Genomic DNA, 14,994 nt, shown 5'->3' on the forward strand with positions numbered 1-14,994 from the left:
TATTCGTGACTTCAGGAGCGCTCGGGCGCGTCGAAACAGAACTACCCGGTTTGCCGGAGGCGTTGCGCAGGGTCGGCGAGGTGATTCTCGGCGATCCTGCCGAGGCCGCGCGCTCGACCATCATCGCGCTGGCCGAGCGGGCAGGCAGTTCGCCCGCGACCGTGACCAGGTTCTGCCGGGCGTTCGGCTTCTCCGGGTACGCCGAGCTGCGCGTCGCCCTGGCCACCGAGACCGGCAGGGCAGCGCAGGCGGGCTGGGGGGCGGGCGTCGGCCACGAGATCGGCCCTGACGACCCGCTCGACTCGGCCATCGAGGTCATGGCCGCCGCCGACGCCAGGCTCATCCAGGACACCGCCGCCCAACTCGACCTCGACGTCGTCGCCAAGGTGGCCGACGCGATCGTGGCCGCGCCGCGTGTCCTCCTCGTCGGGGTCTCCACCAGCGGTAACGTCGCAACCATGCTGGAAGGCCGGCTGCGCCGCATCGGCATCCCCGGCTGGAGCGCCGGGGACGCGCACGTGGCCCTGTCGGAGGCGGCGTTGCTCAAGGAGGGCGACGTGGCCATCGGCATCAGCCACAGGGGCCGCACCCGCGAGGTCATGGAGTCGCTGGCCGAAGCGGGCAGCCACGGCGCGCTGACGGTCGCGGTCACCTCCTTCGCCCGCTCGCCGCTCGCGGAGCTGGCCGACCTCGTGCTGACCACGGCCAGCAGGGAGACCACGTTCAGGCTCGGCGGGCTGGCCGCCGTCCATTCGCAGCTGTTCGTCCTGGACGCCGTGTACGTGGCGGTGGCCCAGCGCACCTACGAACGCACCAACGAGGCGTTCGAGCGCACGATCAGCGCGGTGGAGAGCCACCGGGTGGAGAGAGGCTGAATTGACGTACGCATCCAAGGCCCTCGATCTGGCACGCCAGGTCGCGGAGAGCCAGGCCAAGCCGGTGAAGAAGGCCGCCGCGCTGGTGGTGGCCTCGATCCGGGCGGGCGGCGTGGTCAACGCGTTCGGGTCTGGGCACTCCGAGGCCATCGCCATGGAGATCGCCGGACGGGCCGGCGGCCTCGTCCCCAGCAACCGCCTCACGCCCAGGGACCTCGTCCTGTACGGTGGCCGCCCGGCCAGCGTGCTGACCCCCGAGCTGGAGCGCGACCCGGCCGTCGCGCACGAGATCTACGACCTGGCGCCGGTCCAGCCGCAGGACGTGTTCGTGCTGATCTCCAGCTCCGGCGTGAACGGCACGGTCGTCGAGCTGGCCACGCTCGTCAAGGAGCGCGGACACCCGCTGATCGCGCTGACCTCGGTCAAGCACAGCACCCAGATGACCTCGCGCCACCCGTCGGGCCGCAAACTGCTCGACCTGGCCGACGTCGTGCTGGACAACGGCGCGCCGTACGGCGACGCCATCCTCGAGCTGCCCGGCGGCGGCACGTACGGCGCGGTGTCCACGGTCACCTCGGCGCTGCTCGCGCAGATGGTGGTCACCGAGGCGGTGGACGAGCTCGTGGCCATGGGGGAGACGCCCCCTGTCTACATGTCGGTCAACGTGACCGGCGGCGACGAGCACAACAAGGCCCTGGAGAGCCGCTACGCAGGACGTATCCGACGCGGATCATAGACAAGTCAGGAGCAGTCATATGCCCAACACCCCCCACATCACCAGGCGTGAGCTCCTCCGCGGGGCCGCACTCGTACCGGTTGCGGGGGCGCTGGCCGCGTGCGCGACGCCCGCCGCCAAGCCCTCCGCCTCGTCCTCGGCGGCGCCGGTGGCGACCAGCGCGGCCAACCCGTTCGGCGTGGCGGACAACAAGCCGCTGGAGGTGTGGATCTTCGACGGCGGCTTCGGCCAGGACTACGCCAAGAACATCCACCAGCCGCTGTTCAAGACCAAGCACCCCGGCGTCGAGATCAAGCACAACGCGACCAAGGAGATCACGAAGGTCCTCCAGCCGCGCTTCGCGGGTGGCAACCCGCCGGACGTCATCGACAACTCCGGCGCCAACGCCATGGACTTCGGCGCGCTCGCCCAGGACGGCCAGCTCCAGGACCTGGCCGCGCTGCTCGACGCGCCGAGCTGGGACGACCCCGCCGTCAAGGTCAGGGACACCATCGAGCCCGCGGTCATCGAGTACGGCACCTACGGCGGCACGTTCGGCGTGCTCGGCTACGTGAACTACATCTTCGGCATCTGGTATTCGCAGAAGGTCTTCAGGGACAACGGATGGACGGTGCCCAAGACCTGGGACGAGTTCCTGAAGCTCTGCGAGACGATCAAGAAGTCCGGCAAGATGGCGCCCTTCACCTACGCGGGCAAGTTCCCGCAGTACCTCTACGATCCGCTGCTGACGATGGCCGCGAAGATCGGCGGCGCCGATGTGCTGGTCAACATCGACAACCTCGAGGACGGCGCCTGGAAGACCGAGGCCATGAAGACCTCGGCCACGGCATGGGCCGAGATCGGCGCCAAGTACCTGATGGAGGGCACCGCCGGTCTCGACCACGTGCAGACCCAGACGGCGCAGAACAAGTACAAGGTCGCCATGCTGCCCAGCGGCTCCTGGCTGGAGAACGAGCAGAAGAGCACCACCCCGGCGGACTTCGAGTACGGCATGTTCCCCGTCCCCGACTTCACCGGCTCCGACAAGTTGCCGTACGGCACGCTGCGCTCCCAGCCCGGCGAGACCTTCATCGTCCCGGCCAAGGCAGCCAACCCGCAGGGAGGCATGGAATACCTGCGGGCGATGCTGTCGAAGAAGGCGGCAGGCGACTTCAGCGAGATGGTGCGGACCGTGTCGGTGGTCAAGGGCGCGGGCGAGGGCCGCACGCTGTCGCCCGGCACCCAGAGCGCCACCAAGGCGTTGACCGCCGCGGGCACCAACACCGTCTACTTCCGCTTCGACAGGTGGTATCTCCAGCTGAAGGACGAGGCCATCGCCGCCACCGGCGAGCTCATGTCGGGCGGGCTCAAGCCGGAGGCGTACCTGGAGCGCATCCAGAAGAAGGCCGACGAGATCAAGAACGACTCCTCGATCAAGAAGTACAAGCGCTAATGATCTTCAACAGGTATCGCCGCGGGCTGTTCATCACCTCGTTCCTGGCAGCCCCGGTGATTCTCTACCTGGTTTACGTGATCTCGCCGTACATCCAGGCGTTCTACATCGCGATGACCGACTGGCGCGGCGTGACGGCCACGCCCACGTTCATCGGTCTGGACAACTTCATCCGGCTCTTCAGCGACGGGATCTTCTGGAAGGCCGTCACGCACAACGGCGCGCTGCTCGTGCTGCTGCCGCTGATCACGATCGTCATCGCCCTGTTCTTCGCCTTTCTCCTGAATGTGGGCGGCGCCCAGGGCGTGACGGGGATCCGCGGGTCGAAGTTCTACCGGGTGGTGTTCTTCTTCCCGCAGGTCCTGGCCGTCGCCGTGGTGGCGGTGCTGTTCCAGCAGGTGTTCCGGCCGGACGGCAGCGGCATGCTGAACGGCCCGCTGATGGCGCTCGGGGTCAAGCCGATCGGGTTCCTGTCCGATCCGGACGTGGCGTTCTGGTCGGTGCTGGGCGTCATGGTCTGGCAGGCGGTCGGCTTCTACGTCGTGCTCTTCTCCGCCGGCCTGGCCTCCATCCCGAAGGACATGTTCGAGGCCGCGCAGATCGACGGGGCCAGCCGGTTGAGCCTGTTCTTCCGCATCACGCTGCCGCTGCTCTGGGACACCGTGCAGGTGGCCTGGGTCTATCTGGGGATCATGGCGCTCGACGTGTTCGCGATCGTCTGGGTGATGACCGACCAGCACGGCGGCCCCGACTGGTCGACCACGGTCATGGCCGCCGAGATCTACCGCAACGCGTTCCAGTACTTCCGCTTCGGGTACGCCTCGGCGCTGGGCGTGGTGATGTTCTTCTTCACCGTCGGCTTCGCGATCCTCTCGCTGCGCCTCTCGCGGCGCGAACGAATCGAGTACTGATGACAACGATGATCTCGTGGACGGCGGCGAACTCGCGGAGGATCGCCCGCCAGGAGCGCAAGCGCCGGCTCGGCCCGCTGGGCGTGCTGACGCATGTCGCGCTGCTGGTCTGGACGCTGCTGGTGGTGGTTCCGATCCTGTGGACGTTCCTCGCCTCGGTCAAGAGCGAGGACGAGATCTTCGGCGACGCCTGGTCGATGCCCGCCTCGCTGCGCTGGGACAACTTCGCCAGGGCCTGGGAGCAGGCGCACATCGGGCAGTACATGCTCAACAGCATCATCGTCGTGTCGTTCAGCACGTTCGGCACGATGCTGATCGGGTCGATGGGCGCGTACGTGCTGGCCCGCTACCCCTTCCGCGGTAACCGGGCGATCTACCTGCTCTTCGTCTCGGGCCTGGCCTTCCCCGTCTACCTGGCCCTGACGCCGCTCTTCTTCGTCGTCCAGAACATGGGCAACGTGCCGCTGATCGGCCCGTTCATCGGCCTGAACACGCACGCCGGCCTGGTCCTGGTCTACATCGCGTACTCGATGCCGTTCACGATCTTCTTCCTGTCGGCGTTCTTCCGCACGCTCCCCACCGCCGTGGGGGAGGCCGCGATGGTGGACGGCGCGTCGCACACCAGGGTCTTCTTCCAGATCATGCTCCCGATGGCGCGGCCCGGCATCATCAGCATCACGATCTTCAACGTCCTGGGACAGTGGAACCAGTACCAGCTGCCTCTGGTGCTGCTGCAGGAACGGGACAAGTGGGTCCTCACCCAGGGCATCGCCGACATCTCCACCGCCGCCGGATACGACCAGGACTGGTCGGCCCTCTTCGCCGCCCTGACCCTGGCCATCCTCCCGATGCTGGTGGTCTACACGGTCTTCCAGCGCCAGATCCAGAGCGGCCTGACCTCGGGAGCCCTCAAATAGCTCGCGTGCCCGGCGCGGGGGGCTTACTCTGCGGTGTGTGAACGGCGACATCCGCACGTTGCTGTCCCGCCATCTCCCCGACTACCGGGTGCGCTCCATCCGCCCGCTCGGCCAGGGCCTCGACAACATGGTGTACGAGGTCAACGACGAGCTACTGGTACGGCGCAACAAGGCGACGACTCCGGAAACCAACCGGCAGGAGGTCGCCCGCCTGGCGGCCGTCAGAGAGCTCTCCCCGCTGCCGGTCCCCGAAGTGGTCTTCGCCGACGACGAGTCTGGCGTGATCGCGTACCACAAGCTCCCGGGCGAGCCCCTCAACCGGCACCCGGCACACGACCCGCGGGACCCGGCCCGAGCCCCGCGGGACCTGCGGCGCCTGGCAGAGCCCTTGGGCGAGTTCCTCACCGCCCTCCACTCCGCCGCACCCGCCAGGATGCGCGACCTGGCGCCACTGGACGTCTACCCGGCGCCGACACTCCTCCGGGACGCCGAGCTCGACTACCGCGACGTGGAGAGCCACGTCCCGGAAGAGCAGCGCCCTTCGGTGGAGCGCTTCTTCCGGGAGCCCCCGCCGGACGAGCCCCGCTCGCTGCGCTTCTGCCACAACGACCTGGGCGCCGAGCACATACTGGTGGACGCGGACGCCGGCACCGTCACCGGCATCATCGACTGGACCGACGCCGCCGTCACCGACCCCGCCCACGACTTCGCCCTCATCTACCGCGACCTGGGCCCGGAGGTCTTCGAGGCGACGGTGTCGCACTACGGCTTCGACCTGGACGGGACGGACCGCGAAAGGGTGCTCTTCTACGCGAGGTGCGCACTCATCGAGGACCTGGCGTACGGCCTGAGCACGGGCCCCCGCCACTACGCCGACGCCGCCCTGACCCACCTGGCCTGGACCTTCGAGTAGGTTGCGCCAAGGCCACCCGCCCGTGGCCCTGTCACCGGGTGGGCCTGCTGGAGCCCACCCCGAGCGTGCCTCGCTCCGCTCGTCCCGAAATGCGCCTGGCGGCGCGCAAGGTCTTCGCCAGGGGCGCTTCGCGCTCAGAGGGCTCAGCCGTCGCTCCCAGTCGGGCCCAGTCCCGACCCCTGTCGGGCTTCGCTACGCTCAGGCGCTCTTATCCAGGCGCAGGCTCCGCCTGCGCGTCGCTCGACTCTGTGATATCTCGGAACCATGCCTGAGACCTCGTACAGCTTCGGTGAGGGTCTCTTGACCCGGGTGAGCCTTTCCTTGTCCGAAGAGACAGCTGCGGAGGTGGAACGCGAGCGGCGTGGCCGGATACTGGACGAGTATCTGGCCGATTACGCGCGCCGCAACGGCCCTGTGTCCGCAGAGGAGCAGCAGCGTGCCGGCCAACTGTTCGACGAGGTGTGCTCCGGGGAGGAGTGCCGCGTCGCAGATTGATGGCTCGTGTGGGTGCTGTCCGGCACACGGATCGTCATCCAGAGCGGACCAGGCCATCTGCACTGTTCACCGTGCGGCGATCGCCTCGATCTCCAGCAACCAGGCCTCGTCATAGATGCCAGTGATGACGACCGTCAGCTCTCGAGTGTCGTCACCGAGGATCTCCTGTCGGATGGCTCAGTTCTCCGCGCGACAGGCCCGATCGGACAGGAAGGTAGTGAAGTGCCTCGTTACGCTCAGAAAATGAACGTAATTTATCCGCCCAAGCTGACAAAAGGCGACGTCGTACGAGTGGTGGCGCCGGCCAGGTCCCGCGCGATGGTGACAGAGCACGATCACACCGCCATCATCGAAGCCCGGTTCGCCGAGCTCGGTCTCACGCTCTCCTACGGCCGCCACGTCGACGAGCGGGACGCCTTCGACCCCTCGAGCATCGCCTCCCGGGTCGCCGACCTGCACGAGGCCTTCGCGGACCCGTCGGCAGCAGCGATCATGACGGTCATCGGCGGCTACAATTGCAACGAGCTGCTGCCATTCCTGGACTGGGGGCTGATCCTCGCCAACCCGAAGATCTTGTGTGGGTACTCCGACATCACAGCTCTGCAGAACGCCATCCTCGCCCGTACCGGGCTGGTCACCTACTCGGGGCCGCACTGGTCGACGTTCGGGATACGCGATCACTTCGAGCAGACACTGCGATGGTTCACGGAGATCATGTTCGGCTCCGATCCGGTAGCCCTGAGTCCGGCGGCCCATTGGAGTGACGATCTTTGGTTCCTCGACCAGGACAAGCGCGACCTGTTCCCCAACGAGGGATGGTGGCCGCTCCGGCCAGGCACGGCCGAGGGGAGGATCATCGGGGGGAATCTCTGCACCTTGAACCTGCTGCAAGGCACCCCTTACATGCCCTCGCTTGACGGCGCGATACTGATCGTCGAGGACGACCTCGAATCGCCTCCGGTGGCCTTCGCCCGGAACCTGACATCACTGCTTCAGCTTCCCGACGCCGCCGGGGTCCGGGGGCTGGCGATCGGGCGTTTCCAGAGGGCAAGCCGTATGACGCGCTCGCTGCTGGAACACATCATCGCCACCCAGCCGGCACTGGCGGGACTTCCGGTGCTGGCCAACATCGACGTCGGCCACACCGACCCGCTGGCCGCCTTCCCGATCGGCGGTCAGGCCGAGCTCACCGTCGAGGGTGGTGAGGCGAGCTTGACGCTGCGGCGACACTGACCACCCGCCTCGGCGGCTCCGCGGGAAACGCCGCCACGAAGGACGGCATCGGAGGGTAAACTAGAAGACACGGAGAGCTATAATCAAACGCGTATTCGAGGGCGAGCGCGAGGAGCTGCCGGTGATGCTTCATCCGATGCCTACACTGGACATCGTGTCGGCCCCTGTGCCCCTTAGCGGCTCTGCGGCGGCCGTCGCCTATCTGCTGGCGACTGCCCGGGCCGCCGGCGTGCGTGTGAGCCGCACCAAGCTCTCCCACCTCCTCTATCTTGCCGATCTCCGCGCCGCCGAGCAGGGGTTGCCCGCTGCTTCCGGCCTCGAATGGCGCTGGAGCCGTAGCGGTCCCCATAGTTTTCGGCTGGGCGAGGTCGAGCGTGACCTTCGTGAAGCAGGAGTGATCCTCCTCGATGAGAGCGTCGATCCTTTCGCCGGTCGCCGTGAGTGGACCATCCATCTGGTCGATGTTCCTCAGGCGGTGGTGAGCGTTGAGTTCGCGACAATCATGGAGGCCGTTCTGGCAGAGTATGGGCGGCTTTCGCCGGGCCAGCTGTATGACCTCGCCTGCCAGACGCCGCCGATGCGGGAAGCGAGCAGGCAGCGTCGGGACGACGCGCGACTCGATCTTGCTGGGGGGCCGCCCCTGCCCGACTTGGGCTCCGGTCTGACCCGCCTGCGCCGGTGGGCAGAGCGCAATCCCCTGCCTGACGACGAGCCCGGCGGTGTCGACGATCTCGCCGAGGAGAGCCGCTACCTCGCCGAGCACCGGGCAGAGGCGATCCGCCGTCTCTTGGGGAATTAGGTGCCGGGTCCCTACATTGTCGGAGGCGTCTATCTCGTCACCGACAAGACGCTTCGTCTCATTCCCGAGGAAGAACGAGTGGTCCACGACGAGCGCCGTCCCGTGGTTGTTGTCACCGGCGCGCAGTCCAACAGCGATCCCGAGTGGCCATTCATCCTCGCTTGTCCCATCTCTGGCTCCACCTCGCGCCGGACACGATTCGACGTGCAACTCGCCAAGGGCCAGGGTGGAGCTGTCAAGAAGTGCTGGATCAGGATTCCGGCGGTGCAACCCTTGCCGAAGGCCGCTCTCGAAGACCGCACCGGCGTGCTGGACGAAGACCTGTTGACCCAGGTTCAAGGCCGGCTCGCTCAGTATCTTGGCTTGCTCGACTGACATTGCTCCGCCGGAGCACGACATCACCCAGCGGGTGGGAAAACCGTTCGCGAGGGGCTGGGGCGGCGTGGTTGGCTGCCGGTCATGACGTCGGTATGGGTAGGCCAGCGCGTACGGCTGCGTGCCATCGAGCCGGAGGACTGGGAGGCGTTCCACTCCTTCAACGAATACTCCGAGGCCGTCAGGAACGGCGATCAGCTCTACCCGCCGCAGTCGGCGGCGCGGGCCAGGAAGTGGGCCGCGGAGCTGGCTGAAAAGGCCCAGGGCATGGACGACGTCCGCCTGGTGATCGCCACCCGCGACGGGAACGTCCCGGTCGGCATGCTGAACACGCACAGCGTCGACCGCGTGCACGGCACCTTCGCGTACGGGATCGGGATCGGGACGCCGCACCACCGCAAGGGCTACGCCGGCGACGCCGTCGTCCTGCTCCTGCGGTACATGTTCTTCGAGCGCCGCTTCCAGAAGGCCGAGGCGTCGGTCTTCAGCTCCAACGAGCCGTCGCTGGTGCTGCACCGGCGGCTGGGGTTCGTGGAGGAGGGCCGCCGGCGCAGGAGTCACTACGCCAACGGCCGTTACGACGACGAGGTCCTCTTCGGCATGACAGTCGAGGAGTTCATCGAACGCCACGCCTCCTAGGGAGCCTGAAGCTCCGCGCGCAGCCGCCGCGTGGCGGTGACCACGTTGGCCAGCGCGGCCTCCACTTCCTCATACGTACGGGTCTTCAGCCCGCAGTCCGGGTTGACCCAGACCCGCTCCGCCGGCAGCACCTCCAGCGTGCGCCGCAGCAGCTCCGAGACCTCCTCCGCGCCGGGCACCCGGGGCGAGTGGATGTCGTACACCCCGGGCCCGAGCCCGCGTCCGAAGGAGCCGACCGAGCCCAGGATCCGCGCACCCGACCGTGCGGACTCGATGGTGGTCACGTCGGCGTCCAGCCCGTCGATGGCGGCCAGGATCTGGTCGGCGTCCGAATAGCAGAGGTGGGTGTGGATCTGCGTGCGATCGCTCGCCCCCGACGTGGCCCGCCGGTACGCGGCCACCGCCCACTCCAGGTAGTCGGCCTGCGCGGCCCGCCGGAGTGGGAGCAGCTCGCGCAGGGCGGGCTCGTCCACCTGGATGATCGACAGTCCGGCCGCCTCCAGATCGCGGACCTCCTCCCTGACGGCGTCCGCCACCTGGAACACGACGTCGCGCAGCGGCAGGTCGTCGCGGACGAAGGACCAGGCCACGATGGTGACGGGCCCGGTGAGCATGCCCTTGACCGGCTTGTCCGTGAGCGACTGCGCGTAGGTGGCCCACCGGACCGTGATCGGCGAGGGGCGGCCGACGTCCCCGTGCAGGATCGGGGGCCGGGTGCAACGGGAGCCGTACGACTGGACCCAGCCGTTCCTGGTGACGGCGAACCCGTCGAGGTGCTCGGCGAAGTACTGCACCATGTCGTTGCGCTCCGGCTCGCCGTGCACGAGGACGTCGAGCCCGAGGCGTTCCTGGACCCGGATGACCCGCTCGATCTCGGCCTCGACCTGCCGTTCGTAGTCGGCCTGCGACAGCGTGCCCGAGGCGAGCGCGGCCCGCGCGGCGCGCAGGGAGCCGGTCTGCGGGAACGAGCCGATCGTGGTGATCGGGAGCGCGGGCAGCCGCAGGTGTTCGGCCTGGGCCGCGGCCCGCATCGCGTACGGGCCGCGTTCCTCCGGCACCACCGGCCCCGGCAGCGCCACCGAGGGTTCGGCGGGCGCGGTGTCCCGCAGCGGGGAGCGCGCGAGCGCCACCACCTCGGCCACCTTCTGCTCCGCGAACGCCAGCCGCTCCTTCAGCGCGGGGGCGAGCTCCGGCTCGGCCGCCACGTCGTACGGCACGTGCAGCAGCGAGCAGGACGTGCTCACCACCACGTCCGAGGCCCGCACGGCGCCCAGGGCGGCCAGCGCCCGCTCGGGCGAGGTGCGCCACACGTCGCGCCCGGACACCACGCCCGCCACCACGGTCTTGCCGGTCAGGTCGAGCCCGGGCACGCCACCCCGTACGAGGTCGATCCCGATGGCCTCCACCGGTGTGCCGGCCAGGACCGGGAGGGCCTCGCCGAGGTCACCGAAGTAGGAGGCGACGAAGAGCCCGGGGCGGTTGCTCGCAGACCCGAGCCGGGAGTACGCGGCCCGCACGGCGGCCAGCTCGTCCGCGGTCCGGTCGCCCACCAGCGCGGGCTCGTCCAGCTGCACCCACGAGACCCCCTCGGCGGCCAGCGCGGACAGCAGCTCCTCGTAGCAGCCGAGCACGTCGTCCAGCCGGTCCAGCGCCGCTCCCAGCAGCAGGAACGTGACCGGCCCCACCACCACGGGCCGCGTCTCGAACCCCAGCGCCCGCGCCTCCCGCACCTCGGACAGCGGCTTGCTCGCGTCCAGCTTGAACACCGTGTCGGGCCCGATCTCGGGGACGATGTAGTGGTAGTTCGTGTCGAACCACTTCGTCATCCGCAGCGGCGCGAGCCCCTCGGTGCCCCTGGCCATTGCGAAGTAGGGGTCAGCGGCCTCGCGATACCGCGCGGGCACCGCGCCCAGCAGCACCGCCGTGTCCAGCACCTGGTCGTAAAGCGAGAACGTGTTGGACGGCAGTCCCTCGAGCCCCAGCTCGGCCAGCCTGCGCCAGGTCCGCTCCCTGAGCTCGGCTCCCACCTGCTCGAGCTCGACCCGGGTCGAACGCCCGTCCCAGTAGGACTCCAGCGCCCGCTTCAACTCCCTTCGCGGCCCGATCCTCGGATATCCGAGCACGGTGGACTTGGGGAATGGGGACATCTCTCGGCTCCCTTGACGTCGTTCGAGTGATCGCAGGCATCCTGCCGAGCGCTCGGGAGCTCATGCATCATGTATTGGTGCTGCTTATGCTCAAGGAGATGCGCTGCTTCGCCGTGGTCGCGGAACGGCTCAGCTTTTCCCGGGCCGCCGCCGACCTGGGGATGTCCCAGCCCGCCATGAGCCAGGCCATCACCCGGCTCGAGCGCGCGGCGGGGGTCAGGCTCTTCGAGCGGACCGCCCGGGACGTGCGGCTCACGGGGGAGGGCAAGGCGCTGCTGCCGTACGCGGAGCAGGTGATCGAGTCGGTTCGGGCGTTCGAGGCGGAGTCGGCGCGGCTGGCGCGGCCGACCATTCATCTCGCTTATCCACCGCTCGTCGGCGCACTGGCGGCGCGCATCGTCAGGCGGCTGGCGGGCCGCACTCCCGCGATCGGCGTGGAGCTGCGCGCGGCGGGCCGCGGGGCGGCGGCGCAGGCGCTGGCGGGCGGCGAGGTGTCGGCCGCGATCCTGGCCACTCCGGCGCCCGCGCAGTTCGTGACGGCGGCCAGGTTCCACGTCACGGTGGACCATCTGGCCCTGCCCGCGGGCCACCGGCTGGCGGCCCGGCCCAAGGTGACCTCGGCCGAGCTGGGCGGCCACGTGCTGCTCACACCGGGCAGCCGTCCCTGGCCGGGGCTGCCGGGGCGCTCGCGCATGGTGGCCGACGACGACTTCGCCGCCGCGCTCGACCTGGTGGCGGCGGGCGCCGGGCTGCTCCCGATCCCGCAGCTCTTGGTCAGGACCGTCAGGAGGGACGACGTGCGCTTCGTGCCGCTCGACGCCGGCGACCTGCGCATCACGTATGCGCTGGCCTGGTCGAAGGAGCGCGTCACGCCGGAGCTGATGGCGCTCGTGCAGGCCGTACAGGACGCCCTGTGGACTAGGTGACGGGGAGGTTCTTGAGCGCCTCGCGGCGGCTCAGGCCGGAGATGCCCTTGGCCTTGACGTAGCGGATCACGTCGGCGGGGTTGGTCTTGGCGTATTCGCGTAACGCCCACCCGATCGCCTTGCGCGCGAAGAAGTCGTTGTCCGACAGGCTCGGCTCGATGCACGCGTACAGCAGGGCCGTGTCCGTGCGCTGCTTGAACCGGTTCTGGCACAGGATGGCGGTGCGCCGCTTCCACAGGTCGTCGTCGTGCGCCCACTCCAGCATGAGCGGCCGCATCGAGTCGGGGAACGCGGCCAGCAGGCCGCCGATCCGGTGCGTGGCCAGCTCGTCCACCAGGTCCCACCAGGCCCCGGTGACGATCATCTCCTCGTACATCGGCACCGTGTAGAGGGTCTGGAAGCCCCGGTAGAGGTGGAAGCCGGTCAGGTCGACGGCGGCGTAGCGCTCCTCGCGGTATTCCGCCTCCCGCCACAGCCCCAGCACAGCCCGTCGCCACTCCGGCGCGCTCTCCAGCCGGTGCTCGGCGAACACCCGCCGGAGCACCGCCCGTCTGGGCACGGCCTGCACGCCCAGGAACGGCATCGGGGACTTCATGTAGGCGCGCATGGTCTCGGCCTTGCCGGGCTCCGCGGCCTCCTGCAGCGCCAGCCGTACGGCCTTGCCGAGGCTCATCCCTTGTGCGTGGTGCGCTCGCCCGTGGCGAGGCCGTCGAAGAGCACGGTGATGTAGTGCTCGGCCAGCGCGCTGGTGTTGAGCCTGCCGCCCGGCCGGAACCAGCGCACCGCCACCCAGATCGTGTCGCGGATCATGCGGTAGGTCAGCTTCGGATCGACGTCGGACCTGAACAGCCCGGCCGCCTGTCCTGCCTTGATCTGCGACACCCAGATCTGCTCGACCTCGTCCTCGGCCTTGACCAGGTAGTTGAAGCGCTCGAACTGGCGCAGGTAGTTCCAGTCGTTCTGCATGACCGTGATCGCGGCCCGGTGGGGCTCCAGCGTGCTGAACCCGATGCGGACCATCTCCGACAGCACGGTGCGGGCGTCGGCGCTGGAGTCGACCGCCGCGCGGTAGCGGGCGATGAGGTCGTCGAGGAAGGTGGACAGCACCTCGTCGACGATCGTCTCCTTGGAGTCGAAGTGGTGGTAGAGACTTCCGGAGAGGATGCCCGCCTCGGTGGCGATCTCGCGTACTGTCGTGGCCTGGAAGCCCTTGCGCGCGAAGATCTCCGCGGCGAGCTTGACGAGGTGGTCGCGGCGCTCGGAGGCCGATCCCGACGAGGTCGCGCGCTGTCGTTTGGCGGGGGTGGTCGTGGTGCCGGAGTTCTTACGCGTGGTCACGACAACCATTATGAGCCCTCAGACAATCGCTTGTTCACCTAACTGCCCCAGCTCATACGGCATTCCGCACCGTACCAAGCGCTTGCTACCATGCGGGTGTGAACGAGGCCTACATCGTCGGCGCGGTCCGTACCCCCGTCGGGCGCAGGAGCGGCGGCCTGGCCGCGGCCCACCCCGCCGACCTCGGCGCGCACGTGCTCAAGGAGCTGATGTACCGCGCGGACGCCGATCCGTCGGCCGTCGAAGACGTGATCTTCGGCTGTGTGGACACGATCGGCCCGCAGGCCGGCGACATCGCCCGCACCTGCTGGCTCGCGGCCGGGCTCCCCGAGGAGGTCCCGGGCGTCACGGTGGACCGCCAGTGCGGCTCGTCCCAGCAGGCGCTCCACTTCGCCGCCCAGGCCGTGCTGGCCGGCACGAACGACCTGGTGGTGGCGGGCGGCGTGCAGAACATGAGCATGATCCCCATCTCGGCCGCGATGCTCGCGGGCCGGGCGTTCGGGCACGAGACCCCTTTCGCCAGCTCAAAGGGCTGGATCGAGCGGTACGGCACGCAGGAGGTCTCGCAGTTCACCGGGGCCGAGCAGATGGCCGTCACCTGGGACATCTCCCGCGAGGAGATGGAGCGGTACGCGTACGAGTCGCACCGCCGGGCCGTCCACGCCATCGACGCCGGACATTTCGCCCGGCAGATAGTCCCCTATGAGGGCGTCACCACCGACGAGTGCCCGCGCAGGGGCACCACGATCGAGAAGATGGCCGGGCTCAGGCCCCTGGTCGAGGGCGGCCGGCTCACCGCGGCCCTCGCGTCGCAGATCTCTGACGGGGCGGCGGCCCTGCTCATCGCCTCGCCCAGAGCCGTACGGGAGCACGGCCTGACCCCGCGCGCCAGCGTGCACCACATCTCGGCACGCGGCGCCGACCCGATCATGATGCTCTCCGCGCCGATCCCGGCCACCGCGCACGCGCTCGGCATGACCGGCCTGGCGATCGACGACTTCGACGCGATCGAGATCAACGAGGCGTTCGCGCCGGTCGTCCTGGCCTGGATCAAGGAGACCGGCGCGGACCCCGCCAAGGTCAACCCGAACGGCGGCGCCATCGCGCTCGGCCACCCGCTCGGCGCGACCGGCGCCGTGCTGGCGGTGAAGCTGCTGCACGAGCTCGAGCGCACCGGCGGACGGTACGGCCTGCAGACCATGTGCGAAGGGGGAGGGCAGGCGAACGTCACCGTCATCGAGCGGCTGGCCCCATAGGC

General features: G+C 68.9%; 16 protein-coding genes. 13 read left to right on the plus strand and 3 right to left on the minus strand.

The window, feature by feature from the left end:
* Positions 1-5: 5 nt before the first annotated feature.
* The 11 genes from ACIBVN_RS35115 to ACIBVN_RS35165 all read left to right on the plus strand — a co-directional run bounded on the left by ACIBVN_RS35115 (position 6) and on the right by ACIBVN_RS35165 (position 9,325).
* Entirely contained in the window at positions 6-875 is an 870-nt protein-coding gene (locus ACIBVN_RS35115; RefSeq protein ID WP_349449930.1) for a MurR/RpiR family transcriptional regulator, read from the plus strand.
* 1 nt (position 876) lies between these two features.
* Positions 877-1,611, plus strand: coding sequence for a sugar isomerase domain-containing protein (locus ACIBVN_RS35120; RefSeq protein WP_397143898.1), 735 nt, complete (start codon positions 877-879; stop codon positions 1,609-1,611).
* A 19-nt stretch (positions 1,612-1,630) separates the two neighbouring features.
* Positions 1,631-3,043 (plus strand): N-acetylglucosamine/diacetylchitobiose ABC transporter substrate-binding protein, encoded by a 1,413-nt coding sequence (gene ngcE / locus ACIBVN_RS35125; protein WP_397143900.1) that lies wholly within the window; start codon positions 1,631-1,633, stop codon positions 3,041-3,043.
* The gene (locus ACIBVN_RS35130; protein ID WP_349449933.1) at positions 3,043-3,954 is read left to right on the plus strand and encodes a sugar ABC transporter permease; all 912 of its coding nucleotides are present in this window, start codon (positions 3,043-3,045) and stop codon (positions 3,952-3,954) included. The genes ngcE and ACIBVN_RS35130 overlap by 1 nt, the downstream gene beginning before the upstream one ends.
* Positions 3,954-4,871 (plus strand): carbohydrate ABC transporter permease, encoded by a 918-nt coding sequence (locus ACIBVN_RS35135; RefSeq protein WP_397143902.1) that lies wholly within the window; start codon positions 3,954-3,956, stop codon positions 4,869-4,871. Before ACIBVN_RS35130 ends, ACIBVN_RS35135 begins: the two co-directional genes overlap by 1 nt.
* Positions 4,872-4,908: 37 nt before the next feature.
* Entirely contained in the window at positions 4,909-5,784 is an 876-nt protein-coding gene (locus ACIBVN_RS35140; RefSeq protein ID WP_397143904.1) for a phosphotransferase family protein, read from the plus strand.
* Positions 5,785-6,048: 264 nt separating this feature from the next.
* On the plus strand, positions 6,049-6,279 hold the full coding sequence (locus ACIBVN_RS35145; RefSeq protein ID WP_397143905.1) for a hypothetical protein: 231 nt from the start codon (positions 6,049-6,051) through the stop codon (positions 6,277-6,279).
* Between the two features lie 6 nt (positions 6,280-6,285).
* Positions 6,286-7,512, plus strand: a complete 1,227-nt coding sequence (locus ACIBVN_RS35150; protein ID WP_397143907.1) for an LD-carboxypeptidase — start codon at positions 6,286-6,288, stop codon at positions 7,510-7,512.
* Positions 7,513-7,633: 121 nt separating this feature from the next.
* Positions 7,634-8,311 (plus strand): hypothetical protein, encoded by a 678-nt coding sequence (locus ACIBVN_RS35155; RefSeq protein WP_397143909.1) that lies wholly within the window; start codon positions 7,634-7,636, stop codon positions 8,309-8,311.
* On the plus strand, positions 8,312-8,686 hold the full coding sequence (locus ACIBVN_RS35160; RefSeq protein WP_397143910.1) for a type II toxin-antitoxin system PemK/MazF family toxin: 375 nt from the start codon (positions 8,312-8,314) through the stop codon (positions 8,684-8,686).
* A gap of 84 nt (positions 8,687-8,770) precedes the next feature.
* Positions 8,771-9,325: a GNAT family N-acetyltransferase gene (locus tag ACIBVN_RS35165; RefSeq protein WP_397143912.1), complete on the plus strand. Its 555-nt coding sequence runs from the start codon at positions 8,771-8,773 to the stop codon at positions 9,323-9,325.
* On the opposite strand, the gene metE is transcribed toward ACIBVN_RS35165, so the two are convergent.
* Positions 9,322-11,472 carry a 5-methyltetrahydropteroyltriglutamate--homocysteine S-methyltransferase gene (metE, locus tag ACIBVN_RS35170; protein WP_397143914.1) on the minus strand — a complete coding sequence of 717 codons (2,151 nt, stop codon included), beginning with the start codon at positions 11,470-11,472 and terminating at the stop codon, positions 9,322-9,324. The genes ACIBVN_RS35165 and metE overlap by 4 nt on opposite strands.
* An 86-nt stretch (positions 11,473-11,558) precedes the next feature.
* Here metE and ACIBVN_RS35175 point away from each other — a divergent pair, with 86 nt between their 5' ends.
* Positions 11,559-12,398: a LysR family transcriptional regulator gene (locus ACIBVN_RS35175; RefSeq protein WP_397144038.1), complete on the plus strand. Its 840-nt coding sequence runs from the start codon at positions 11,559-11,561 to the stop codon at positions 12,396-12,398.
* Here the strand turns inward: ACIBVN_RS35175 and ACIBVN_RS35180 are convergent.
* The gene (locus ACIBVN_RS35180) at positions 12,391-13,071 is read right to left on the minus strand and encodes a DNA alkylation repair protein (RefSeq protein WP_397143915.1); all 681 of its coding nucleotides are present in this window, start codon (positions 13,069-13,071) and stop codon (positions 12,391-12,393) included. The two genes, ACIBVN_RS35175 and ACIBVN_RS35180, sit on opposite strands and share 8 nt — an antisense overlap.
* Positions 13,068-13,736, minus strand: a complete 669-nt coding sequence (locus ACIBVN_RS35185; RefSeq protein WP_349449942.1) for a TetR/AcrR family transcriptional regulator — start codon at positions 13,734-13,736, stop codon at positions 13,068-13,070. Before ACIBVN_RS35185 ends, ACIBVN_RS35180 begins: the two co-directional genes overlap by 4 nt.
* A gap of 98 nt (positions 13,737-13,834) precedes the next feature.
* On the opposite strand from ACIBVN_RS35185, the gene ACIBVN_RS35190 reads away from it, so the two are divergent.
* On the plus strand, positions 13,835-14,992 hold the full coding sequence (locus ACIBVN_RS35190; protein ID WP_397143917.1) for an acetyl-CoA C-acetyltransferase: 1,158 nt from the start codon (positions 13,835-13,837) through the stop codon (positions 14,990-14,992).
* Positions 14,993-14,994: the final 2 nt, after the last annotated feature.

This window comes from Nonomuraea sp. NPDC049400 (assembly GCF_044466425.1).
GTDB lineage: Bacteria > Actinomycetota > Actinomycetes > Streptosporangiales > Streptosporangiaceae > Nonomuraea.